The 25032-nt window shown below is 45.3% G+C and carries 19 protein-coding genes; 6 read left to right on the plus strand and 13 right to left on the minus strand.

Annotated features, from left to right (window positions below; all coding sequences use genetic code 11):
* Position 1: 1 nt before the first annotated feature.
* Positions 2–2401, minus strand: coding sequence for a 3-hydroxyacyl-CoA dehydrogenase/enoyl-CoA hydratase family protein (locus BLR32_RS00875; RefSeq protein WP_089828355.1), 2400 nt, complete (start codon positions 2399–2401; stop codon positions 2–4).
* Between the two features lie 188 nt (positions 2402–2589).
* Positions 2590–3816 carry a PepSY-associated TM helix domain-containing protein gene (locus BLR32_RS00880; protein WP_089828356.1) on the minus strand — a complete coding sequence of 409 codons (1227 nt, stop codon included), beginning with the start codon at positions 3814–3816 and terminating at the stop codon, positions 2590–2592.
* Between the two features lie 188 nt (positions 3817–4004).
* Between BLR32_RS00880 and gpmA the strand changes: the two genes are divergently transcribed.
* The gene (gpmA, locus tag BLR32_RS00885) at positions 4005–4694 is read left to right on the plus strand and encodes a 2,3-diphosphoglycerate-dependent phosphoglycerate mutase (protein WP_089828357.1); all 690 of its coding nucleotides are present in this window, start codon (positions 4005–4007) and stop codon (positions 4692–4694) included.
* A gap of 152 nt (positions 4695–4846) precedes the next feature.
* Complete coding sequence (locus BLR32_RS00890) at positions 4847–5122, plus strand: hypothetical protein (protein WP_089828358.1); 276 nt, start codon at positions 4847–4849, stop codon at positions 5120–5122.
* 402 nt (positions 5123–5524) lie between these two features.
* Here the strand turns inward: BLR32_RS00890 and metG are convergent, their stop codons facing one another.
* Positions 5525–7612: a methionine--tRNA ligase gene (gene metG / locus BLR32_RS00900; RefSeq protein ID WP_089828360.1), complete on the minus strand. Its 2088-nt coding sequence runs from the start codon at positions 7610–7612 to the stop codon at positions 5525–5527.
* Positions 7613–7750: 138 nt separating this feature from the next.
* Between metG and BLR32_RS00905 the strand changes: the two genes are divergently transcribed.
* Entirely contained in the window at positions 7751–8662 is a 912-nt protein-coding gene (locus BLR32_RS00905; RefSeq protein ID WP_089828361.1) for a S66 peptidase family protein, read from the plus strand.
* Here BLR32_RS00905 and BLR32_RS00910 read toward each other — a convergent pair.
* From BLR32_RS00910 to BLR32_RS00920, 3 genes are read right to left on the minus strand one after another with little or no spacing between them, the layout of a single operon-like run.
* Entirely contained in the window at positions 8642–9445 is an 804-nt protein-coding gene (locus BLR32_RS00910) for an alpha/beta hydrolase (protein ID WP_089828362.1), read from the minus strand. The genes BLR32_RS00905 and BLR32_RS00910 overlap by 21 nt on opposite strands.
* Positions 9446–9454: 9 nt before the next feature.
* The gene (locus tag BLR32_RS00915) at positions 9455–10267 is read right to left on the minus strand and encodes a HesA/MoeB/ThiF family protein (RefSeq protein ID WP_089828363.1); all 813 of its coding nucleotides are present in this window, start codon (positions 10265–10267) and stop codon (positions 9455–9457) included.
* Positions 10268–10283: 16 nt separating this feature from the next.
* On the minus strand, positions 10284–11651 hold the full coding sequence (locus BLR32_RS00920; RefSeq protein ID WP_089828364.1) for a sensor histidine kinase: 1368 nt from the start codon (positions 11649–11651) through the stop codon (positions 10284–10286).
* 587 nt (positions 11652–12238) lie between these two features.
* Here BLR32_RS00920 and BLR32_RS00925 point away from each other — a divergent pair.
* Positions 12239–12793 carry a YqgE/AlgH family protein gene (locus BLR32_RS00925; RefSeq protein ID WP_089828365.1) on the plus strand — a complete coding sequence of 185 codons (555 nt, stop codon included), beginning with the start codon at positions 12239–12241 and terminating at the stop codon, positions 12791–12793.
* A 701-nt stretch (positions 12794–13494) separates the two neighbouring features.
* On the opposite strand, the gene atpC is transcribed toward BLR32_RS00925, so the two are convergent.
* Positions 13495–13746, minus strand: coding sequence for an ATP synthase F1 subunit epsilon (gene atpC / locus BLR32_RS00930; RefSeq protein WP_089828366.1), 252 nt, complete (start codon positions 13744–13746; stop codon positions 13495–13497).
* A gap of 24 nt (positions 13747–13770) precedes the next feature.
* Complete coding sequence (atpD, locus tag BLR32_RS00935) at positions 13771–15273, minus strand: F0F1 ATP synthase subunit beta (protein ID WP_089828367.1); 1503 nt, start codon at positions 15271–15273, stop codon at positions 13771–13773.
* A gap of 629 nt (positions 15274–15902) precedes the next feature.
* On the opposite strand from atpD, the gene BLR32_RS00940 reads away from it, so the two are divergent.
* Positions 15903–17273, plus strand: a complete 1371-nt coding sequence (locus tag BLR32_RS00940; protein ID WP_143011314.1) for a DUF6600 domain-containing protein — start codon at positions 15903–15905, stop codon at positions 17271–17273.
* Position 17274: 1 nt separating this feature from the next.
* Here the strand turns inward: BLR32_RS00940 and BLR32_RS00945 are convergent, their stop codons facing one another.
* From BLR32_RS00945 to BLR32_RS00965, 5 genes are all read right to left on the minus strand, one after another.
* Positions 17275–17781 carry a GNAT family N-acetyltransferase gene (locus BLR32_RS00945; protein WP_176842116.1) on the minus strand — a complete coding sequence of 169 codons (507 nt, stop codon included), beginning with the start codon at positions 17779–17781 and terminating at the stop codon, positions 17275–17277.
* Positions 17782–18756: 975 nt separating this feature from the next.
* Positions 18757–19359, minus strand: a complete 603-nt coding sequence (locus BLR32_RS00950; RefSeq protein WP_089828370.1) for a hypothetical protein — start codon at positions 19357–19359, stop codon at positions 18757–18759.
* A gap of 36 nt (positions 19360–19395) precedes the next feature.
* Complete coding sequence (locus BLR32_RS00955; RefSeq protein WP_089828371.1) at positions 19396–20871, minus strand: TolC family protein; 1476 nt, start codon at positions 20869–20871, stop codon at positions 19396–19398.
* Positions 20864–22213, minus strand: a complete 1350-nt coding sequence (locus tag BLR32_RS00960; RefSeq protein WP_089828372.1) for an ABC transporter permease — start codon at positions 22211–22213, stop codon at positions 20864–20866. Before BLR32_RS00960 ends, BLR32_RS00955 begins: the two co-directional genes overlap by 8 nt.
* Before the next feature lie 4 nt (positions 22214–22217).
* Entirely contained in the window at positions 22218–23468 is a 1251-nt protein-coding gene (locus BLR32_RS00965) for an efflux RND transporter periplasmic adaptor subunit (RefSeq protein WP_089828373.1), read from the minus strand.
* A 204-nt stretch (positions 23469–23672) separates the two neighbouring features.
* Between BLR32_RS00965 and BLR32_RS00970 the strand changes: the two genes are divergently transcribed.
* Positions 23673–24833: a hypothetical protein gene (locus BLR32_RS00970; RefSeq protein ID WP_089828374.1), complete on the plus strand. Its 1161-nt coding sequence runs from the start codon at positions 23673–23675 to the stop codon at positions 24831–24833.
* The last annotated feature ends 199 nt before the right edge of the window (positions 24834–25032 follow it).

A 25032-nucleotide genomic window follows, 5' to 3' on the forward strand; every position in this document is an offset into this window, starting at 1 on the left:
ATTAGTTTCTAATTGGTTTCCCTGTTTTGATCACACTCTGCAGCCTTTCCAGTGTTTTACGTTCTCCTGCCAGGCTGAGGAAGGCTTCCCTTTCCAGGTCCAGCAGGTATTGTTCGCTTACCAGAGATGCTTCTGACAGATCGCCTCCGCTCATCACATAGGCCAGCTTGCCGGCAATCTTTGCATCATGATCGGAAATATAGTTGGAGAACCGCATGCTGTGGATGCCTGTGAGCATCATTCCAAGGGCGGTGCGTCCCAGTACTTTTATGTCTTTCCTTTCCACGGGACGGGTATATCCCTCGTCTGCCATCTGTAGTATACTGCGTTTAGCATCAGCAATCAGGCGACTCTGGTTCATAGTGATCTCATCATGTCCTTTCCGCAGGATGCCCAGGTCGAATGCCTCATGAGCAGAGGTACTTACTTTCGCCATGGCGATGGTCATGAACCTGTCTTTCAGTGGCTCCTCTTCAATGCGGCCTTCTTTGAATTCGTCGGCGGCCCGTAATGCCATTTCCTTGGTACCGCCACCACCGGGTATCAGGCCCACGCCCAGTTCCACCAGCCCGATATAAGATTCTGCCGCAGCCTGTACTTTATCTGCATGCAGACACATCTCACATCCGCCTCCCAGCGTCAGTGCATGGGGGGCTACTATTACCGGAATGGAAGAATAACGAAGACGCATAGTGGTCTTCTGGAACATACGTACTGCCATGTCCAGTTCATCATACTCCTGCTCTGCTGCAAACATGAAGATCATTCCCACATTGGCGCCTGCAGAGAAGTTGGCGCCTTCATTGGCAAGGATCAATCCGCGGAAATCTTTTTCTGCCCTGTCAATGGCTTTATTCACACCTTCCAGTACCTCGCCGCCGATAGTATTCATCTTTGTTTTCCAGTCGAGCGCCACTACACCATCGCCTATGTCATACAGGTTGCAGGCGCTGTTCTTCCAGACAACATTGCCGGAAAGATTTTCCAGGATGACAAAGGTATCTGCGCCAGGCAGCAGTTTATACACATGTGTCTTAACGTCATAGTAGTACTTCTTCCCGTTCTCAACTTTGTAGAAGCTTTTAACGCCCTTCTCCAGCATTTCTTTCACCCATGGCGCCACGGTCAGGCCTTTGGCCTCTATCGCCTTAATACCTTTTTCAACACCGACGAGATCCCACGATTCGAAGGCGCCTATTTCCCAACCAAAACCTGCCTTCATAGCATCGTCCACCTTGTAGATGTCGTCTGCTATTTCCGGAATGCGATGAGAGATGTAGGAGAACAGATGTGCATGGAACTGCTGATAGAATTCTCCTGCTTTATCAGTAGCATTATATAATGCCACCAGGCGCTGCTTCAGGTCTTCTACCTGTTTGGCCGCTTCCAGGCTGGCAAATTTGGATTTCTGTCGCGGGCCGTATTCCATGGTTTCCAGGTTCAGCGTCAGTATTTCTTTACCGCCCTCTCCTTTTGTCTTTTTATAGAAACCCTGGCCTGTTTTATCGCCCAGCCATTTATTCTCCACCACTTTCTGGAGGAATGGAGGAATCACAAATATATCTTTGGCTTCGTCCTGCGGACAATTATCTGCCACTCCTTTTGCCACTTTTACCAGCGTGTCAATTCCCACGACATCGGCTGTACGGAAAGTAGCTGATTTGGGTCTTCCGATCACCGGTCCTGTCAGCGTATCTATCTCATCGATATTCAGCTTCATTTCCTGCATGATATGGAAGATGGCCATGATGGAATACACTCCTACCCTGTTGGCAATAAATGCCGGTGTATCCTTACAGAGCACTGTTGTTTTACCCAGATAGAGATCTCCGTAGTTCATCAGGAAATCTATGATCTCAGGGTCAGTATATGGTGTAGGAATGATTTCCAGTAAGCGCAGATAACGGGGTGGGTTAAAGAAGTGCGTACCACAGAAATGTTTCTTAAAGTCATCACTACGGCCTTCTGCCATCAGATGAATAGGAATACCTGAAGTATTGGAAGTGATCAGTGTACCGGCCTTGCGGTATTTTTCCACCTCGGTGAATATCGACCTTTTGATATCCAGGTTCTCCACTACTACTTCAATGATCCAGTCGTAGTTGGCAATTTCCTTCATATCATCAGTAAAGTTGCCTGTACGGATCAGCTTTACCACATCCTTGGTATACACGGGAGATGGGTTTGCCTTCAGTGCAGACTGCAATGCGTCGTTTACGATGCGGTTTTTTACCGCTTTACTGTCCAGCGACAGTCCTTTAGCTTTTTCTGCATCAGTTAACTCTTTAGGGGCAATATCCAGTAACAACACCTGAACTCCGACTCCTGCAAAATGAGCTGCTATACGTGAACCCATTACTCCTGAACCTAAAACGGCCACCTTATTGATGTGTCTTTTCATAGAACGCGTTTTGTAAGCTACAAGCGCTGAGGCATTGTAGTGAGTCTTTATGTTAATTGAGTCTTTACGTTAATATCGATAAATGAATATATGATTTTTTGGGAGACTTGTGGCAAAAGGAAGAAAAAAACGAACAGGCCGTCTCCGGTAGCGGAACGGCCTGTGAAACATATTATGGTTGTACTTACTTAAACTGCCTGAAATGCCTTCGCTGTCTGTTGCTTTTTACCAACGCCCTTTTTCCCTTTCTTTTTACGTCCCAGCCACACCAGGAAACCGGTGACAGGCAAACTTGCACCGATCAGGGCGCCAAAGAAAGCCAGGATCTTGCCTGGCAGGCCTAATATTGAACCTACGTGAATGTCATAGTTCATTTTACGCAGTTTGCCTCCAAAGCCAGCTTCCTGGAAACTGATTTCGAATACTTTATCTCCTTTCAGTTGTTGTGCGGTATGCTGATCGAAGGCATAACTCCTGTTATTATAAAACTTGCCGACAGTAGGATATATCGTGATATTAATAGCTGCTTTCGGTTTTGAGGTATCCGCAAAAGTGTAGAAGAATCCTTCTGCTTCCGGATGTTTACTGAGTACTTTCTCCCATACAAGATCCATTGCCTGTTCCGGTGTGTACAATTTACCGGCCTGCAATGAGTCGGACTGTGGTCGCTTGAAATCAGGCAGGGTTTGTCCGCCGGAGGTGACCCAATACAATCCCTTGCTATACCATTTGATGCCATATACCATTCCTGTCAGCGCCATGGCCAGCACTATCAGCAATGAATAAAAGCCCAGTACATTGTGCAGGTCATAATTCACTCTTTTGAAAGAGGCTTTCCATTTGATCTTAAAGCTTTGGTCGCGGTTAGCTTTCGTCCATTTCTGCGGCCACCACAATACCATTCCGGTAATAAGGATGAACACAAAAGTGAGGGTGCTGTAGTTTACAACAGGACGACCTATTTCAGCAGGCATCCACAGGAAACGATGACCATTCAGAATGAAACGGAAGAAATCAGTCTCTCCGGGTTTGTTTTCTTTTATACTGATCACTTCACCGGTGTAAGGGTTCAGCCGCATCACGGTATTTCCTTTTCTCCCTTCACCCAGGCTCAGGTAAATAGCTGTTCCCTGCTGATAGGTAACATATCCTGGTTTTTTACCCGGATATTTCGCTGCGGCTATTTCCTTCACCTGTGATGGCGTAATCACCGGTTTATCCTGGCGGGCAATTACTGTTTCCGGTTCCGTTAACCTGGTGATCTCATCATGAAATACCCATATACAGGCAGTGACGCATACGATTAGCATCACGATACCCGTGATCAGTCCCAGCCATAGGTGTAGCCAGGCGGATATGCGGTAAAAGAGACTGCGCTTCTTTTTCACGGATGGTTTCCTGGAGAAGAAATTCATGTTTACGGTATTGAATAATCGGTCAAATGGATGAACCGGCGTGTTTGTTGTTGATAGAATGAGGCAAAAATACCTTGTTGTTGTACAAAAGGTTTACGCAATCGGGAAATAATAAGGGAGGAAAAAAGATCGGATTTGAGTGGGGAAATGAAAAAGGCACTATCTTATAATACACAAAAGACACAACGATGCTTAAACTGGTATTACTCCGTCACGGACAAAGCGAATGGAACCTGGAGAACCGTTTTACAGGCTGGACAGATGTCGGCCTTTCAGAAGAAGGCATAGCACAGGCCAGGCATGCAGGTCGGATACTAAAAGAGAATGGCTATTCATTTGATATCGCATTTACTTCTGTGTTAACACGAGCCATTAAAACGCTCGATCTTGTACTGGAAGAGATGGATTTGTTGTGGATACCCGTGCATAAATCCTGGCGACTGAACGAACGCTTTTATGGTGCTTTACAGGGATTAAACAAAGCAGAAATAGCAGCTCAGTATGGAGAAGCACAGGTACATAAATGGCGCAGGGATCCGCATGAGCATCCACCGGCAGTAGACAGATCTGATCCCCGGTATCCGGGGAATGACCCAAGGTATAAAGAACTGACAGAAAGAGAATTGCCGATAACCGAAAATCTCAGTGAGACGATGGACAGAGTGCTTCCTTACTGGTCAGAAACTATCATGAGTGCAGTAAAAAAACATCAGAAGGTGATCATCGCCGCACATGGTAATAGTTTGCGTGCATTGATACAATATGTCGATCATCTGACAGATGAGGAAGTAACACAACTGGATATTCCTACTGGTATGCCCTGGGTATATGAGCTGGATGAGGATTTTAACAGGGTGAGGCATTATTATCTGGAATAACAAGCACGAAAATACTTTTGTTGCAGGTGATGAAATGAAGAATGATGCTTGTTCATTTTTTGAATACAATTAGACGTTGTTCAGTATGTTCATTTAGGCTGTAATTTTTATTAGTAAATCAATTACTAATAATTTCACCTAAAACATATTTTATGAATACGTTATTGGAAAATGAAAAACGAATAATTCTAAAATTCTTTGAAGATTCTGCTAACGATTATTGGAAAACTATACGTGAAATATCTGCTGCCACAGGCATCAGGTTTGACGATGTATTGGAAATCATTTTTACTTCGAAAGATTTTGCAGAATCTAATTCCAGGAGAAAAAATGGAGAACTACTGTACACAAGCCGTAAGGTGTATAATAAGAGAGCTCCCTTTTGGGAAAAATTCCTGGCTGCTTGCGCAAACAGAGCTGCTTTTTAAACCATTCTTTAAACCATATGACCTTTTAACAATCTCCAATCTATTGTTGTATGTTGGGGGCTATTGCGGTTCAATTACTTGAGATTGTAGAAACCTCAAAGATAGACTATCCTAAAAAGCCAACCTATAAGTCAATTGAGTTCTATATACTTACAGTTGCATCCATTCTCATGGATACAATTGTTGGATATATTTACTTTGATAACCAGCATACCTACAACCGCATCGTGTATTTTCATACCGGAGCTTCAGCACCGTTGATAGTCAGAATGATATCGAACAAATTACCAGCTGCGGTAAATGCCAAATTAAAAGAGTCAGAGTCTAACAGTATAACCTAATGCCTAAATAAAAGGCCCTTCAGCACGTGCTGAAGGGCCTTCCCATATCTCTAAAAACTAACTATCTCACTTCACTACCTGCATCTACAGCTGCATCCGGATTCACGAACACCAGCTTTCCTGCAGCATTCTCCGCCATCAGGATCATTCCCTGGCTTTCAATACCACGCATCTTCCTCGGCGCCAGGTTAGCTACCAGTGTCACCTGTTTGCCTACTACTTCTTCCGGTGCAAAATGCGCTGCAATACCTGATACAACAGTACGTTTCTCAGTACCAATATCCACCAGCAGTTTCAGTAGTTTATCCGCCTTCGGTACTTTTTCTGCTTCCAGAATGGTACCTACACGCAGATCCAGTTTAGCGAAATCTTCAAACTGGATTTCTTCCTTCACTTCTTTCGGCTCAGGCGCTGCGGTTTCAGCCGGCGTTGCAGGTTTTACCAGACCAGCATGCAGTTTATCGATCTGCTCCTGTATTTTGGCGTCTTCAATCTGGACAAACAGCTTTTCTGCTGGACGCAGAGAATAACCTACTCTCACCAGATTCAGGCTGCCCGCATTTTCCCAATCGAGCATGCGATCTACCACTTTCAGCATGTGACAGATTTTCTTAGCCGTAAACGGCAGGAATGGATTTGCCAGGATGGCCAGATTAGCTGTCAACTGCAAACAAAGATGCAAACAGTTATCGATCAGCTTCTGATTTTTTTCGGCCAGTTCCGGATTCTTTTCCATCTCTTTAGCCAATATCCACGGTTCTTTGTCCTGCAGATATTTATTACCCTTACGAGCTATATCAATCACTTCAGCCAGCGCTTCACGGAGGCGGAAATTCTCAATAGAATCTTCTATTTTCTGCTTTGAAGCCAATAGGTTAGGCAGTACTGCATCATCTTTTTCATCCTTTATTTCAGGATGGAAAGGAGGCACTTTCCCACCACACAGTTTATGCATCAATACCATGGTACGGTGCACAAAACCACTGAAGATATCTGCCAGCTCACTATTGTTACGCTGCTGGAAATCCTTCCAGGTAAAGTCGTTATCCTTGGTTTCAGGAGCGGTGCTGGTTAATACATAACGCAGTACATCCTGCTGATCAGGGAAATCCTTTACGTAATCGTGTACCCAAACCGCCCAGTTGCGGGAAGTAGACACCTTATCTCCTTCAATGTTCAGGAACTCATTGGCCGGTACGTTGTCTGGCAATATGAAGTTACCATGTGCCTTGAGCATCGCCGGGAAGATGATACAGTGGAACACGATATTATCTTTACCGATAAAGTGTACCAGCTTGGTATCTTCTTTACACCAGTAATCCGCCCAGTTTTCGGTCAGTTCCTTAGTAGCAGAAATGTACCCGATAGGCGCATCGAACCATACGTACAATACTTTTCCTTCCGCATCAGGCAGCGGTACCTTGATACCCCAGTTGCTGTCGCGGGTCATCGCACGACTTTGCAGACCGCTATCCAGCCAGCTTTTACACTGACCGTACACGTTATTTTTCCACTCTTTATGCCCTTCCAGGATCCACTCTTTCAGGAATGGTTCATAGTTCTGTAAAGGCATATACCAGTGCTTCGTCTGTTTTTTGACAGGTACGGCATTACTGAGGGTGGAACGCGGGTTGATCAGCTCATCCGGGCTGAGGGAAGATCCGCATTTCTCACACTGGTCGCCATATGCATTCGGATTGCCACATTTAGGGCAGGTACCGGTAATATAGCGGTCAGCCAGGAACACACCGGCAGTTTCATCAAAATACTGCTCCGTTACTTTCTCTTCAAACAGTCCTTTATCGTACATGGTTTTGAAGAAAGCGGCTGAGGTTTCATGATGTACCTGTTTCGTGGTACGGGAGAAAATATCGAAAGAGATACCCATGTCTGTAAAGCTGTCATAGATGATCTTATGATATTTATCCACAATATCCTGAGGAGTTACCCCTTCCTTCATCGCTTTGATGGTGATAGGCACTCCATGTTCGTCTGTTCCTCCTACGAACTTTACATCCGCCTTTTTAGCACGCAGGTAGCGCACGTAAATGTCGGCGGGAATATAACAGCCTGCCAGGTGGCCGATGTGGACCGGTCCATTAGCATAAGGCAATGCCGCTGTTATTAGATATCTGTTAAATTTTCCCATGTTCGCTTAAAGAATGCTTAAATAATCGAAATTCTGTTTTTGGTTTTGGAAGAGCGAAAAGTATTTATCAATTTAGCCCTGTCAGGGTTGGGATATTCGCCCCCAAATAGTCTGCAAAGGTAATTAAAGCATAGAACAATGAGAATTCCGCCGTACCTCAAAAAAGGTGATCTTATAGGCATCACCTGTAGTAGTAGCAAAATGGACCAGCAGGCAGCAGAATATGCCGCTGGAGTGATCAGTTCCTGGGGTTACCAGGTACATCTGGGCATTACGGTAGGCACCAGTTTCCATAATTTTTCCGCTCCGGATGAGCTGCGGCTGGAAGAGCTGCAGGACATGCTGGACGATCCGGATATTAAGGCCATTATCTTTGGCCGTGGTGGTTATGGCCTGGTGTGCATACTGGACGACCTGGATTTCAAGAAGTTCCGTAAGCATCCGAAATGGATATGCGGTTATAGCGACATTACCGTACTCCATACGCATATTCATCACCAATATGGTATACCCACCATCCACTCTATGATGTGCAGCGGCATCAGGCCGGATACTGCAGAAAATGAGTATGTGGACAGCCTCCGCCTGGCACTGAAGGGTACCCCCTACCGCTATACCTCCGCACCTCATGACCTGAACCGCACTGGCAAGGCTACGGGTCAGCTGATCGGCGGGAACCTCTCTTTATTAGCCAACTTATCAGGTACAGATTCGCAACCCAATACCAAAGGAAAGATCCTTTTCCTGGAAGATATCAGCGAGTACCGTTATAACATTGACCGGATGATGTACAACCTGAAAAGAGCAGGATGGCTGGAAGACCTGGCCGGACTGGTAGTAGGATCTTTTACAGATAGTAAAGAGACGGAAACACCTTTTGGCCAGACCGAATATGAAATTATCAGGAATATTGTGCAGGATTACGATTATCCCGTTTGTTTCGGTTTCCCTGTGGGACATACAAATGAAAACTATGCCCTGAAAATAGGGTTAACGCACGAACTGCACGTTACTGCCAGACAGGGTAGATTACTGCAACGCGAGATCTAAAGCTTTCCGGTATTCCGGATAGTTCTCCAGGTTACGATGATCAGCGCCCGGAATAGATATGAACCGGTCTCCCGGTTTCAACAGCTTTTCCAGTTTTTTAGCAGATGCCAATGGAATAGTGTGATCGTCCGTTCCGTGCATGATCACAACCGGCGCTGTTACTTTCGGCAGATATTCATCTGTAGGGAACTTGTAGTCCAGCATATACTGGTATGGATAGATGGGCGCCATCCGAGATGCCAGATCAACTATATTATAGTAAGGCGCTTCCAGCACCAGCCGTTTACAATCTCTCACAGTTGCCAGTTGAGCTGCCACACCGGTACCCAGGGATCTTCCAAAGATGATGATACTATCAGGCGGAAAGAACGTCCTGGCCACTTTATACATTTGTAATGCATTGGCGTAGATAGTTTCTTCCGTTAAAGGACCAGTAGATTTACCATAGGTCGGATAATCCATCATCAACACGCTGTAACCACGATTGATGCATTGCTGTGCCTTGCTGGCATATTTGGAGATGTTCCGCGCATTACCATGAAAATAGATCACTATGCCTTTGGGTGCAGGCGCTTTAAACAATACGGCACTCAAGGTTTCTTTATCATTGATACGGATACGCATTTCCTCGAAGGGTATATCGTATTTAAACGCATAATCTGCCGTCAGTGGTTCGGGATGGAAGATTATTTTCTTCTGCAGGAAATACAATACTACACCAACCAGCAGATAGATGGCCAGTATCCATGAAAGTATAGGACGTAGCTTTAATTTACGGAACATGAACGATGTTTAATCTTCAATATCAGGAACGATTTCCAGATCATAGTCCTCCGCAGTCAGCACACCTTTAGCCCTTGTATCCGCCAGTATAGTGGCATTGGGCGCAAGTGTACTTACTTCATAGGTATTATGCAGGAAGTTCATACTATAGAACTTGTTTGCCAGACCATCTGGCACACCGGCAATGAATTTCAGCACTTCATTCACCATCATCATACCGGTAGCGCCGTGCGTTACACCGATAGCGCCGGCATCGAAATTACGATGATCATCTATCAGCTCCAGCGCGCAACGATAGGATGCTGCCGCATCTCCGCTGACAGGTGCGATATTAAAACCTGCCCACCAGGATACCCAGTTATGCACCTCACCGATCACAAAAGGTTTACCTTCCGATATACATGCATCATTGATCACAAGATGTGTGGCTACATGCTGGGAACAATCAATCACAAGGTCCATACCCTGCAATAGTTGTTTTATATTGTCTGGTTTTACCTGTAACAGTAACGGATAATGCTTGGTAAAAGGATTGCTTGCCCACAGGCGACTGGCAGCCATCTTCGCTTTATGTTTACGTATATCCTGCATCTGATAAAGTGGCTGCCTGTGCATGTCTTCATCATTGATCACCCCGTAATCAGCAATACCGATCACACCAACACCACTGGCACTTAAATACTGAATCACTGATGATCCCAGTCCGCCAGCCCCAACTACCAGTATACGTGTTTCCTTCAACTTTTCCTGCACTGCTACTCCCATACCGGGAACAGCAATAGGATGCTTGAAATGCGCTAATTCTTTTTCAAGTAATGCCATAGCTACATCAGTTATTTTAATCCTGTGGAAATTCCATTGTAAACTTGCTACCCTTGCCTATTGCACTCTCTACTTTGATCTTACCTTTATGGGCATCTACGATAGCTTTCACATAACTTAATCCCAATCCGAATCCTTTTACATTATGCACATTACCTGTATGTGCACGATAGAACTTTTCAAAGATACGGGAAATCGTATCACGACTCATACCAATACCATTATCAGCAATGGTAATAACGAGACTTTTACGTGTGTTATAAGTGGAGATCACCACTTCCAGGTGTTCTTTGGAATACTTGATAGCGTTATCGAGCAGGTTGAATATAACGTTGGAGAAATGTACATCATCCGCTTTGATGATAGGATTGATAGCATCGAGGCGAAGCTCTACCTGTCCCTGTTTGGAAGCCAACTGCAGTTGCAGGTTCTCCACTGTATGAGAGATCACTTCATGTACATCCATCACCTGCAATTTCAACGCAATCTCATTTTTCTCCAGCAAGGCAGATTGCAGAATGCTTTCTACCTGCTTATTCATACGCTTATTCTCTTCCTTGATGATACCGGAGAAGTAGCGGATCTTCTCTTTATTGTCCATGACCTTTTCATTGCCGATGGCATCGATAGCGAGCGAGATAGTTGCCAGTGGCGTCTTCAGCTCATGTGTCATGTTATTGATGAAGTCAGATTTGATCTCAGAGATCTTCTTCTGGTTCAGCATGGTGCGGATAGTGAGGATAAACGCTGTAATGATCACCGCGGTGAACAAAAGACCACCAGCCATCATTCTGCCAAGAGATAACAACAGTAGCAGGTCATTCTTTGGTTGTACAACTAACAGTGTTTCTGTTTCACCGGTGGCATATTCAAAACTATTCAGCAGGGGAATGTACTGGAACAGGTAATCCATGCTATCTCTTCCGGCGCGCTCCACCATTTGTGTAAAGCCGGTAGACTGCATTTTTACACCGTTACTGTTACCGAAGTGACCTTTACCAAGAATAGCAAATTCAAAGGTCGTATCCAGGTGCTCATTGCGAAGTCCGGTAGATATCAGCTTCTGCACTTCATCGACTGTAAAGCGGTCACTGACGTGCACATTCAGGTCTATGGTAGTGGTAATTTCGTACTTATCAATAGCCAGGCCTTTATCAGCAGGCCTGATATTCGCCCCATCCACTTTAAAGCGCATAGGGGGTGCTTTACGTGCAAGCATCTGTTCGCGCACATTGTTCATTACGCCCACAGCTTTCTGTTCCATCTGCTCCCGGCGCACAATAGATGCGTTATATATCCAATTCACCTGTATCCAGATGATTCCCAATAATGACAGGGTAATTAACACCACAATAATGGGAAATACTTTCTTCAATGGTACCATGCTACTTCAATAGTAAGGCGCACAAGATACTCACAAACAGCGAGGGTACCAGCACCGTATTTGTTAAAAATGATTAATTGCTATAGCAACGTTAATACAAAATTAATCCGTCTAAACCTTTATCAGTATTCACTTTAGCAATAAAACATCACTTTAACGTAATTTTAACTGGGAAATAATACTTGTTATTCCCTAATCTTCTGTACATTTGCCTTATCAAACTGGTACTAAATTTGATGTATCAGTTATACAAACTAGCAATTTTAAATTTCTACATACATCGACATGGATTCGTTTCCATAAGCGATTTAGATTTTGGTTGATAAAATGGTAAGGAGGCTTTCTAGCCTCCTTTTATGTTTTACATGGGTTGCACCCATTTATTCCCGTTTTATTCCCGGGGTTGCACCCCGGGCTACAAACAAGGACGCTCCTAACGGAGCTTACCTGCGCGACTTTTATGCAGGAATTCAAGTTTTTCCCTGTCCCTGAAATAATACATGATTCTGGCAAGTAAATCTGGAATAAATACTATTATACTTGCTTTCAATTAGTTAAATTTGGTTAGTGATAAAATTGTTTGTGTTATGGTTTCTTTATCGCCTGGAATACTGCTGATAGCTGACCCTTTCCTAAAAGATCAGAACTTCGCCCGTACCGTAGTGTTGCTGTGTGAACACCAGGAAGACAAAGGCAGTTTTGGCTTCGTGATCAACAAAGTGTTTGACCAACATTTAAATGACCTTGTACCTGAAGTACTCATAAATGACATCAAGATCTACTACGGAGGTCCGGTACAGATAGATACCATCCATTTCATACATCAACAGCCGGAACTGATCAGAGGCGGCTTTGAGATCAGTCAGGGTGTATACTGGGGCGGAGAGTTTGATCAGGTAGTATCACTGATTAACAGTGGTCGCCTGGATCTCAACAAAATCAAATTCTTTATTGGTTACTCCGGTTGGAGTGGCGGACAGCTTGAAAATGAACTCAATGACAAATCATGGATCCTGTCAGAGAGCAATGTGCCACTTGTATTTGAGGAAAAAGAACAGAATATATGGCCGCAGGCTTTGAAGAACCTGGGCAGCAACTTTGCCATCATGGCCAACTTCCCTATAGATCCCCTGCTAAATTAATGACGTATATGCCCTTCCGTGTATGGGCAGACCGGCTCTATTACCGTTTGTGGAAAAAAATTTAGAAAAATTATTATATGCCTACACTTTGAAGCCCAATGACTAACGTCGTTGGGAACATTACCATTGTGCCCAACCCCTGTTTCACACGAGGATATTTAAAAAAAATCAAATATCTTGCTAGGGCAAAAAAGTAATGTAGTCAGAGCATTCTGTTGTTTGTAAACCTGCTATAGGACATCGAAGGGAAGGAAAATACTATATACCGAAACGAATATAATACCTATGAAGGACAAACCAGATTACGTTTACACCTTCCTGGATATATAATAAAAAACTGAACAATTTGACATAAGTAATTGAAACCCTTTTTTTAATGGGTTACAAACTTTGTTTTAAAACGGTTTAAGCAATAAAATCATTCAAGAGACATAAGACATTCATGTTCATAGGAACAGGCCCTAGTGCCGCTGCAGGACTTGTTTTCTGCGCAGCCTGGACCTGATTTGTGCAACGCCCTGGCCAGTAGTCTTACTGCGCTCTTTTAACAGGGTTATTTATTAATTAGATTGGAATAGTTAGGACAAAAAGAAAGGCCGGGTAATCCTACCCGGCCTATTTCTTTCTGATCAGTGACCAGGAATTATCATCAAATATGATTTGTGTTAATCCCTGATCATTTTTGTCTGACCGTCTAAAATTTATTTCACTTCTGCACCTTCCACAAGCACAGTCGCTTTATTTCTGTATACTTCCACGAAACCTCCTTCTATGTTATAGAATTCGCTCTGTGTCTTATCTTTCAGCACCTTCATCCTGCCTTTACCCAGGGCAGCGATCAACGGAGCGTGCTTATCCAGCACTTCAAAGAGACCGTCAATGCCTGGCAGCTGTACACCATACACTTCGCCGGAATACAGTTTTCTTTCAGGTGTTAATACTTCTAATAACATATTAAAAGTTAAGGGTGAAAAATATTAGTTCTTAGCTGCTTCCAGCAGTTTCTTACCTTTCTCGATAGCTGCGTCGATGTTACCTACCAGGTTGAATGCTGCTTCAGGATACTCATCTACTTCACCGTCCATGATCATGTTAAAACCACGGATTGTTTCTTCGATTGGTACCAGTACACCTTTCAGACCAGTGAACTGTTCTGCTACGTGGAAAGGCTGAGACAGGAAACGCTGTACACGACGTGCACGGGATACTGTCAGTTTATCTTCATCACTCAATTCATCCATACCGAGGATCGCGATGATGTCCTGCAGTTCTTTATAACGCTGAAGGATCATTTTCACTCTCTGTGCACAGTTGTAGTGTGCTTCACCTACGATAGCCGGAGAAAGGATACGTGATGTTGAATCCAGCGGGCTCACAGCAGGATAGATACCTAAGTCGGAGATCTTACGATCCAGTACGGTGGTAGCATCCAGGTGGGCGAATGTAGTAGCCGGAGCAGGGTCAGTCAAGTCATCCGCAGGTACATAAACAGCCTGTACGGAAGTGATGGAACCATTCTTGGTAGAAGTGATACGCTCCTGCATCAGACCCATCTCAGTTGCCAGTGTAGGCTGGTAACCCACCGCAGAAGGCATACGACCTAACAGCGCGGATACTTCAGAACCTGCCTGGGTGAAACGGAAGATGTTGTCTACGAAGAACAGGATATCCTTACCACCACCCGCAGTACCATCTCCATCACGGAAATATTCTGCCATTGTCAGACCAGATAATGCCACACGAGCACGAGCTCCTGGTGGTTCGTTCATCTGACCGAAGATGAAGGTAGCCTGAGATTTCTTCAGTTCTTCCTTATCTACTGCGCTGAGATCCCATCCGCCATGTTCCATGGACTCCAGGAATTTCCCGCCATATTTAACGATACCTGCTTCAATCATTTCACGCATCAGGTCATTACCTTCACGTGTACGCTCACCCACACCTGCGAATACGGACAAACCTTCGTAACCTTTCGCGATGTTGTTGATCAGTTCCTGGATCAGTACGGTTTTACCCACACCAGCACCACCAAACAGACCAATCTTACCACCTTTTGCATAAGGCTCGATCAGGTCGATCACTTTAATACCGGTGAACAGTACTTCAGTATCTGTAGCCAGATCTTCGAATTTAGGCGGCTTACGGTGAATAGGATAACCATTGCTGCTGTCAACATCACCCAAGCCATCAATAGCCTCACCTACCACGTTGAACAAGCGACCTTTGATGCCATCGCCCACTGGCATTTTGATTGGAGTACCCTTGTCGGTAACAGCCATTCCCCTCACAAAACCGTCTGTAGAGTCCATTGCTACGCAACGAACGCTATCTTCACCAAGATGCTGCTGTACTTCCAGCACTACCTTCTGACCATTTTCGCGGGTAATTTCCAGTGCGTTGTAGATTTCGGGCAACTTTCCATCAAAGTGGACGTCAACCACGGGACCGATAATTTGCTTGATCTTACCTGTGTTAGGCATATTTTTAAGAGGTTTATAAATGCTTAAAATGAGCGGTTTATTAAATTTGGCGCAAAGGTAATTGTTAATAGGGGAAATTCAAAAAATAGTAAAGCATCCCATGGACGATTGCCCATCGACCTTAGTTAGCAATTGTAAGTCAATTAGTTCTTAAAGTTTAGGCGAAGAATGTGGTCTGCAAGATAGCGTTTTTAACTTATCCAAATTAGTCCCTTCCCAATAGATAATCTTTTTTTATTATAAGCAATTCCTGATATTAGAAATACTCGTCAACCGTTAGCAGTCCTGCCTTTCAGACCATCCTTCCACTAACACTTTTTTAACAATTTTTGTGAAGATTTTGCTAAAAACACATCCTACCAAACTGAGCAAAGCTGCTCTGGCAAAGGATTTAATGATTCTGGCACTGATATTGTTTTATTATAGTCAAGCTACTAATCTGACACCGTTCCATCAACTTAAAGAGATGCTCCAGGCCAGCTTTCAGCCTTAACAATTGATCAACTGTTAGTATACCACGCATTCGTTCACAATTAAAATTTAAGAGTCTTCGTGCAGAACTAAATCGCTAACAATTTTTGTTTTGGGACAAATTATAAGTTGCCACACCCTTTTTAAAACAATCAGATATGAAAAACATAAAACAATATATAACTCTTTCTGTAATTGCTGTTTCGATGGCTGTGACAGGCGTTTCCTGCGCTACCACCATGCCTCCTCAGCAGGCACAGGTTTCTATATCAGGTTTCTATGATGCGTTGAGTCCTTATGGCCGCTGGACTACCTACGGTAGTTACGGACAGGTGTGGATCCCTAACGCAGGGCCTGACTTTCAACCCTACTCCACTGCCGGTCACTGGGTATATACTGACTATGGCTGGACCTGGATGTCTGACTATGACTGGGGATGGGCTCCCTTCCACTACGGACGCTGGGCCTTTGATGATGCATATGGATGGATGTGGGTACCAGGTACTGAATGGGGACCAGCATGGGTAAGCTGGAGAAACAGCCCTGATTATTATGGATGGGCACCTTTAGGTCCTGGTATGACAATAGGCGTAAACTTTAATATTCCAGTGGGATACTGGTCTTTCGTACCATGTCAGTATATCACCAGTCCCTATGTGAACAGGTATTATGTGGATAGAGGCAGACGTGTAAATATTTACAACAATACGACGATCATCAACAATACGACGATCATCAATAACCGGACTTACTACCGTGGCCCTGCCACCCGTGATGTTGAACGTTATACCCGCAGCGAGATCCGTCCGGTACGTGTGGTGAACGACAACCGTCCCGGCCGTGCTACTGTTGATCGTGGTGAGGTAAGGATGTACCGTCCGCAGCCGTCTGCATTACGTCCTGCCCGTTCAGGTGCAATTACCAATAACGGCCGTGACAATAGCGACAGGAACAATTTCGACAGACCCAATACACCAGGTAGAACAGTGCGTGTAGACAGAAACAATGATGGTCGTCCGGATAACATTCCAGACCGGAATAATGATGGCCGTCCCGACTACAATCAGCCTGGCAGAACGATAGACAGGAACAATATTAACCGTCCGGATGTACCGAATAACAACGCTCCCGGCAGGACAATTGAAAATCGTCCGATGAGACCAGAGTTCGACAGGCACAATGACAACCGTCCATCTGCACCTGTAGCCAGGCCAATGCCTGCTGCTCCATCTGCGAATCCGGTTAATAACAATAACAATCCAAGACCTGACCGTTTCAACAGACCAGAGTCCCGTCCTATGACGCCGACTCCGGCTCCTGCACCTGCAAGACCGGCACAACCACAGATGCCACGTCCTCAGGAACAACCACGTCAGGCGATGCCTCAGCCTCGTCAGCAGATGCAACCTCAGGCCCGTCCTCAGATGCAGCCGCAGCCAAGGCCTCAGATGCAGGCAGCTCCCCAGCGTTCAGCAGCGCCTTCAGCACCTCGTGGTGGTGAGCGTGCCAACAGGGGCGGCGACAGATAAATCACTGGCAGCCATAAACCTCAAGATAGATTTCACTATTGATTTTTGTAAAGGTATGTTCCTCCGGGGGCATACCTTTCTGCATTAAGAGCATTGATAGAGGCGCCCCTCCCACCTGATATGGCGGCTGCAGATAAGGGAATGGATACGCTTTAAACCCCAGTCCCTCATAAAACCGGATACGCCTGATCGCATCCTCAGTATGCGGAGGCTCCACTTCCAGCACCATACGCGGGTGCTCCTGTTCTATCAGGCGCATTACACTGCTGCCAATCCCACTCCCCCGCAACGCTGGTGAGATGGCGAAATGTTCTATAAACACAAAATCTGTCAGCTCCCAATAGAATACAAAACCTGCATAAATACCTTCATTCTCCAGCAATGCCAATCGTAAAGCACCATTGTTCAGTAACAACTGCTGTGCAGTGAGATTGCGCCTTTCTTCAGGCGGAAACGCCTGCTCATACAACTCCGCAACATTAGCAGGAATGTTTATGGGTGATATCAAATTCCGAATTGTCAACATCAGGGCAAAGGTAGGTCAAGTAATCCGGTACCGGGCTGACGCTAATCAGGGTTCAAGGCTGTTTGATGTCAGCCGGTCTGAATACTCGCAAAAAGACGCCCCGAAGCTGTTAATCGCCTTTCTGAACTCGCATTCGAAGGTGTATGCGCATTGGATACCACCGCTGGAAGATCGCCGACCAGATAATGAGTAAGTATGTAAGAGTATCCAGCCATTTGTACAGCCTGCAAAAAGGGTCTTATCCTATTCTGTTCTTTATAGTAATTCATAGATAACCCATCCTCAAACCATATATGACCCATATATAACCCATATCTTTTAAATATGGGTTATATATGGGTCATATATGGCTTATATATGGGTTATATATGGGTTATCTCACCGAATACACTATGGTAAAGACCTTACAAGGATTATATAAAATACTTGTTTTGTATAAGACTGATAATGAGCCTCATGAATTTTAGGCAAGATTTGTATAAGAAGCTTTTGGAAGAAAAAAGTCAAGATTTTAGGTAGGAAAGCTCAGGCTGCATGAGGTCGCTCAAGCGGGAAAACAATAAAGGAAATTGTCAATTAATGCTACCAGCCGTCCTGAACCAGCTGCGAGCCAGATGGAGACTGCGGGCCTTAGCCCTTGACGAGCCTCTATACGATTGACAGGAGTTAAGTAGAAATCCGAAGCCCATACGCTTGATAATGCCCAATACTTAGTGCTCGCAAGGGGTACAGCCCGTAGTTCCATACTGGCATCGCAGCAGGTATCCCCCAGGCAATAAGAAGGGAACGTAAAAATTAAGCAGAAGCCTTCTTGAAAAGGCAAATATGGATCAACAAACAGCAATCACAACATGACAGAGAGTCCAAAAAATCAGGCTACCGCTTGTTCTCTGCTAGTTCTCTGCTAGTTCTCTGCTTATTCTCTCAGTACATAGTCAATGCCATAATTACAGTTTATCACTGTGGCGTACACAAATAAGGATCAGGATTGCCGGGGGGCGCCGGCTTATTCACAGCCCAACAGAAGTTCATCGGCTGACTGGTAATACTGAGCAACCGCAAAGCTACCTTCTGGCCTTTCCGGCTGGAAGACGCCTGTACAGATTTCGTGCCCTTGGCCGGCACATCATTGATGGTATATTCCTCTGTTTTGAATACTTCGTCATTTCCCCTCATGTACTGTACGGACACAACAACATTATCCAGCGGATACTCCGACTGATTCCGCACAATGATCTGCAGATCCTTAATACCTCCCAGGAAGCCGGTACGATAATCACTCGTAGTAACAGCAATAAATTGCTTCCAGTTACGGCGGTAATAAGTACGCCGTTCAACAAACTGCCCTTCGGAACGCACGCGTACCTCACTCCTATCCGCAATCTGCCGAGCAGTCTGACTATTCACATCCAACGAATGCTTCAGATCACGGTTTTCATTGATGAGCCGTTCATTTTCTGACAACACCTTCTTCACACGGCTCTGCTGCCTGGAATAACTCAGGACCAGGAAAATCAACAGGAAAATAATTACAACGGTATAACCTGCATGTCGCTTCATGTCAAGCGAGTAGAAAAAATAATGCCAAGTCCGGACTCATCTTTCTGCGAACTCGTACTTTATCTTCTGTGACCGCTCAAAGTCATACAGCGTGAGTAGCCTCACTGTGTAATAAGACGTCCAGAAAGAACGCAGCGCATTTATGTAGTTCTGATTCGCCATGTCCTTCTCCTGTTGGGCGAGGTTCAGGTCGGTAATGGATATTTTACCTATGAAGTACCGCTGCTTGGTAATTTCATAACGCTGCCTTGCAATGGTATCTGCTTTAGCGGCACTCTCCAGCAATTTCTGCTGAATATTGAATTGTTGTGTTTGCAGATAGATCTCCTGCTCGAAACTGCGTTCCTGCTGCTGGATGTCTATCTCTATCAGTTCCTGGTTCGCTTTGGCCTGTCTGACCCTATTCCGGGCCTTTCCCCAGTCGATAATCGGTATGGCGATACCTACACTCAATAATTGGTTCTGCTGCAAATTACCGCCTCCATATGCGTTTTTTATGCTGGCGCCCTGTCTTGCCTGTCCGAAGTTGGCGGAAAGGTTCAGCTGATACCCGTTATTTCCTCTCGCCTCTGCCACTTCCTGCTCTGCCTGCAGGCGCTGCCTGCGGAAGGCCAATACTGCCTGCCGGTTATCCTGTGCTTCACGCTGAGCGATGTCGAGGGGAATCTGTAGGGAGGGTACTGTATCCGGCAGGGCTACCTGTATGGTGCTGCCCTTAGGCAATGAGAGGAATTGTGTTAGCTGCCGGTAGGCAATCTCTTTGCTCAGTGTAGCCTGTTCCAGATTATTGCGGGCGTTCAGTAAGTTCAGTTCTATCTGCAATAGTTCATTTTCCGCAATCTTTCCCAGTTCAAAACGTCCTTTGGAGATCCTGTACAGGGTATCTGTATTAGCCACATTCTGCTGCAGGATCATCTCCTGTTGTTGTGCCATCAGAGCATCAAAGAAATATCCGGAGGCCTCCAGTCCTGTTTTTTCCAGCGCTTCTACATACTGCTTTTTCGATTCCTCATACAATAAGGGCTGTATGCGGGCATCCCAGCGATAAGGATTGTACAGCAACATAGGCTGTGAATAGTTGATGGAGAAAGGCGTGGACAGATAGCTGATACCTGAGGAAGGATCAAATACATCATTGCGCTGCAGGTTGGTGGCAACAGACAACTGACCACCGGTGAAGGGCACTATCTGCTGAGCGGAGAGACTCATTAAAGTAAATGAGTAAGAGCTGCGGCTGAAGGCATAGGTACCATCCGGCTGACGGATACTCTCAATATTCCCCAGAAAGCTGCTGTTGTTGCTGGCCTGTAAACCAAGCTGCGGGCGACGGCCAGCTATATAATATCTGAAAGCATACAGGCTGTTCAATGCACTACTGCGCGCTTTATAGTAAGAAGGAGATTGTTGCTGCGCTTGTTGTACAACGCCCTGTAAGGACAATGTTTGTTGGGCACAGGTAACAGTACAGGTGATTAGTCCGCAAAAGGTAAACAGAATAGGTATTTTAGTCATGTCGCAAACATTCAATCGGGTTCTTATGAGCCGCCTTACGGGCAGGTGAAATACCAAAGATGAGTCCTACGGCAGATGCCAGCACGAAGGACAGGAAGATGGAAATGCCTGAAACAATGGTATGGATATCTGCCAGCTTATCCACCAGGTAAGCGCCTGATACGCCCAGTATCACACCGATCACACCTCCGGTAAGACTGATCAGCACTGACTCAAACAGGAACTGCATCACAATGTCTTTCTTCTGCGCACCCAATGCCAGACGGATGCCTATCTCACGGGTACGTTCCAGCACAGAGGCCAGCATGATGTTCATGATACCAATACCTCCTACCAGGAGTGAAATGCCGGCAATAGCACTGAGCACAATGTTGAATACGTCTTTCGTCTTCTGCTGCTGTTTGAGCAACTGTTCGGGAATAGTGATCTCGAAATCCAGCACATCATTGTGCCTGCGGCGTAACATACGACTGATGATCGTCGCTGACTCAGACAATGATTCTGCCGCGTGCACCTGTATTACGAGTTCATCCAGCTGATGAAAGGTCTTGTTCTGCGGAGCTTCGTTATTTCCTCCGAAGAACATGCCCTGTGGTCCGGCGCCCAGGTATAGCGAGGGATTCTTGTAGCGGATCAGTGATGTCTGAATAGGTATATAGATATCCAGGTTATAGTCCCTGATACCAAGATTTTCTTTAGTGGATTTGCTGATCGTTTTTGCTTCTGTAACACCAATGATCCTCAGCCATTGTGTGCCGCATTTAATTGTTTTTCCCAGCGGATCTTCTGCAATAAAGAACTTACGTTTCACATCACTGCCGATGATGCATACACCTTCTCCTGCTACACGCTGGCGTTCATTGAATATATCGCCTGCACCGATCTTAATGTTATTGATCTCAAAGAAGGAAGGCTCTACTCCCACTATTTTCAGTTTACTGCTTTTACTACCGTAGATGATGTCCTGTTCAAGGATCATCTCCGGACTAATAGCAGCCACTGTAGGAATGATACGGCGGATGCTCTCCGCATCAGCGAGGCTTAGTCCTTTGGAAAAACGGTTCTTTGTCGCAGCCGTTTTAGCAGCCGATTTATCATCTGACCCCTGTTGCTGTTCTTCTTCTTTCTTCTCTTCCGCCTTGGGTTTGATCACAATGTTATTCACACCTACAAGCTTCATCTGATCAAGGATCTCTGCCTGTGCGCCCCTGCCGATAGCCAGCATGGCGATGACAGCCGCGACACCGAAAATGATGCCCAGCGCCGTGAGGAAAGAACGCAGCCTGTTCGCACCGAGGGAATCCAGGGCGATGTATAGGTTGTTGAAATTACGGTCCAGCATTACATTATTTTAATGTCGTTATTTTCATGTCTTTTGCTGATAACGGTTCAGAGAGATAAACAATATCTCCTTCCGCTAATCCTTTTTCAACGATCACTTCTTCATCATTGGATTTACCCAGCACTACCTGGTGTTTGGAGATGTTGCCGGATTTGCTCAGATAGACATAACTGGTTTTACCGCTGGCGAAAACTGCTTCCAGCGGGATGATCAGCTTAGCGGGCAACTCGCTGATCAGGATATTATTGGAGGTGGTCATTCCGGGCTTAAGAATGGAATCCACTTTATTGAGTTTGATATTTACTTCAAAAACCTTGGCTGTGGCGCCGGGACGGGTTTCACCGATGTTGGCCACTGTCTTCACCACCCCTTGCATCTTCACTTCAGGGAAGGCGTCCAGTCCCATGGTCACTTGTTGCGACTGATGTATTTTACTGATGTCGACTTCATTAATATATACTTTAGACAACATGGTGGAAAGGTCGGGAAGCATGGCTACGCGTGGATCCCAGGAGCGCACTACTGAGCCGGTTTTCTTTTTGCCACCGCTGGCCCAGTCATTGATATATACCAGCAATCCATTCTTCGGCGCTTTAATAATAAAGCGGCTCTTCAGTTCTTCCAACCTTCCTATCTGTTTGCTGAATTCATCTGCTTCACGGCGCGCCTGTATCATTTTTGTGGCTGCCTGTTGTTGTTTGATCTTGTAGTTGTCCTTCATCTGTACCAGGTCACGCTGTGCCTTTTCGAGGTCTATCTCTGCCTGCCTGATGGTAGCGGGAGGCTCGTACTTACTCAGTTCCAGGGCCAGTTTTTTCTGTTCCATCTGGAATTGAAGATTGGTCATCTGATCACGAGCCTCCCTTAATGTAAGTGCTGTATCCAGTGCCGTTTGGGTGACTGTTGAATTGGACTTCTCGAATGATAGCTGTGCATCGCTGATGCGTTTATTCACCAACGTTGGGTCTAATGTGGCAATATAATCGCCTTCTTTTACATGGGAACCTTCTGCCACCATATCCTGGATCTTGATCTCATCATAGATCTGGTTTGCCTGCAGATCTGCAGGTGCAGAAACGTATACAGTATTCTCCGCTTCCAGTTCTCCTGAACTGTTTACAACATCACGGAAACTACCTTTACGTACTTTGGCAGTAATGCTGCTATCGGCAGCCTTACCTGAAAACATAAAATAACAGATCGCTAGTACAGGAATGATAATGGCAGGCAGCAGCCACCTTCTTTTTTTTAACATAAGTGGGTAAATGGATTATGAAAGGCCGGGACACAATCAGGCTACAGACACGTTATAAAAGTAATCGTCCATTTGAAAAATAAATGTTAAAAGTACCTGCATCAGCAACCATTATCGACAGATGACGTAGTTATGAGTCCCATTTCCCCCACCCTATCGACTATCGACTTTAAACACTATTTTTGCACCTCAAATTCGCTCCCTATGGAACTGGTGATCGTCAATAATAAAAAGACAGAAAAGCAATTTCTTGATACGCATGTGGTCCTGAACAAACATATTCCCGAGTGGATACGTCCGTTAGATAAGGATATCAAACAGGTATTCGATCCCCAGAAGAACAAGGCCTTCAGACAGGGTGAATGTATTCGTTGGATACTTAAAGACAATAACGGTAAACTCATCGGGCGTATTGCCGCTTTTGTCAATAAAAAATACAGGACTAAAGGAGATACCCAACCAACAGGTGGTGTGGGATTCTTTGATTGCATCGATGACCAGGCGGCTGCCAACCTGCTGTTTGACACCGCCCGCGACTGGCTGAAAGAAAGAGGGATGGAAGCAATGGATGGTCCTATCAATTTCGGAGAACGTGATCGCTGGTGGGGATTGCTGGTAGAAGGATTTTATGAGCCGCTGTATGGGATGAACTTCAATCCGCCTTACTATAAACAGCTGATGGAAACGTATGGCTTCCAGCCATTCTTCGATCAGATCTGTTATTCCATGGGTGTAGATACGCAGCTACAGGAGAAATTCTTCTCACGGCATGCTGCTCTCGCCAAGGACCCGGCCTATCGTGCGGAATATATCAATAAAAAGAACCTGGAGAAATACGCTGGGGATTTCACCACCATCTACAACAAGGCCTGGGCCAGGCATGAAGGTGGGAAAGATATTACCAAACAGCAGGCACTGAATATCTTCAAACAGATGGCTCCTGCAATGGACGAGAAAATCGTCTGGTTTGCGTACCATAATAATGAGCCTGTTGCCTGCTGGCTGAACCTGCCGGAGCTGAACCAGTTCTTTAAACATATGAACGGGAAGTTCGGGGTGCTCCAGAAATTACAGTTCCTGTACATGAAGCTGATGAAAAAGTGTAAGAAATTCACGGGGATCGTTTTTGGTGTTGTACCCGAGTTTCAGGGTAAAGGAGTGGATGCCTTTATGATCGTGGAAGGTGCCAAGGTGATACAGGGGACCCTTTCCTACAGGCAGTATGAGCTGCAATGGATAGGTGATTTTAATCCTAAAATGTTGAATATAGCGGAAAGCCTGGGTACGAAGCCCAGCCGTAAGCTGATTACGTATCGTTACCTTTTTGACAGGACGAAGGAATTCAAGCGGCATCCGATTTTGTGATAGGGTAAATGCATTCCGGGGACAAATATATTCCGGGATTTATACAAACATATTCCGGGGGCACATTTTCCGGGGCGGATTTTGGGGTTACGCATTCGGGGGGCACGCATTTCCCCGGGGTTGCACCCCGCGCTACAAACAACTAGACTCCTAACGGAGTCTTATTATGTTTTGTTAATGATGTTTTGTTATAAACACC

Origin of the sequence: Chitinophaga filiformis (genome assembly GCF_900102545.1) — a bacterium.
GTDB classification, from domain to species: Bacteria; Bacteroidota; Bacteroidia; order Chitinophagales; family Chitinophagaceae; genus Chitinophaga; species Chitinophaga filiformis.

Coding starts and splice junctions, on each gene's coding strand:
- BLR32_RS00875 (WP_089828355.1), bottom strand. CDS start 2,401: ATGAAAAGACACATCAATAAGGTGGCCGTTTTAGGTTCAGGAGTAATG.
- BLR32_RS00880 (WP_089828356.1), bottom strand. CDS start 3,816: ATGAATTTCTTCTCCAGGAAACCATCCGTGAAAAAGAAGCGCAGTCTC.
- gpmA (WP_089828357.1), top strand. CDS start 4,005: ATGCTTAAACTGGTATTACTCCGTCACGGACAAAGCGAATGGAACCTG.
- BLR32_RS00890 (WP_089828358.1), top strand. CDS start 4,847: ATGAATACGTTATTGGAAAATGAAAAACGAATAATTCTAAAATTCTTT.
- metG (WP_089828360.1), bottom strand. CDS start 7,612: ATGGGAAAATTTAACAGATATCTAATAACAGCGGCATTGCCTTATGCT.
- BLR32_RS00905 (WP_089828361.1), top strand. CDS start 7,751: ATGAGAATTCCGCCGTACCTCAAAAAAGGTGATCTTATAGGCATCACC.
- BLR32_RS00910 (WP_089828362.1), bottom strand. CDS start 9,445: ATGTTCCGTAAATTAAAGCTACGTCCTATACTTTCATGGATACTGGCC.
- BLR32_RS00915 (WP_089828363.1), bottom strand. CDS start 10,267: ATGGCATTACTTGAAAAAGAATTAGCGCATTTCAAGCATCCTATTGCT.
- BLR32_RS00920 (WP_089828364.1), bottom strand. CDS start 11,651: ATGGTACCATTGAAGAAAGTATTTCCCATTATTGTGGTGTTAATTACC.
- BLR32_RS00925 (WP_089828365.1), top strand. CDS start 12,239: ATGGTTTCTTTATCGCCTGGAATACTGCTGATAGCTGACCCTTTCCTA.
- atpC (WP_089828366.1), bottom strand. CDS start 13,746: ATGTTATTAGAAGTATTAACACCTGAAAGAAAACTGTATTCCGGCGAA.
- atpD (WP_089828367.1), bottom strand. CDS start 15,273: ATGCCTAACACAGGTAAGATCAAGCAAATTATCGGTCCCGTGGTTGAC.
- BLR32_RS00940 (WP_143011314.1), top strand. CDS start 15,903: ATGAAAAACATAAAACAATATATAACTCTTTCTGTAATTGCTGTTTCG.
- BLR32_RS00950 (WP_089828370.1), bottom strand. CDS start 19,359: ATGAAGCGACATGCAGGTTATACCGTTGTAATTATTTTCCTGTTGATT.
- BLR32_RS00955 (WP_089828371.1), bottom strand. CDS start 20,871: ATGACTAAAATACCTATTCTGTTTACCTTTTGCGGACTAATCACCTGT.
- BLR32_RS00960 (WP_089828372.1), bottom strand. CDS start 22,213: ATGCTGGACCGTAATTTCAACAACCTATACATCGCCCTGGATTCCCTC.
- BLR32_RS00965 (WP_089828373.1), bottom strand. CDS start 23,468: ATGTTAAAAAAAAGAAGGTGGCTGCTGCCTGCCATTATCATTCCTGTA.
- BLR32_RS00970 (WP_089828374.1), top strand. CDS start 23,673: ATGGAACTGGTGATCGTCAATAATAAAAAGACAGAAAAGCAATTTCTT.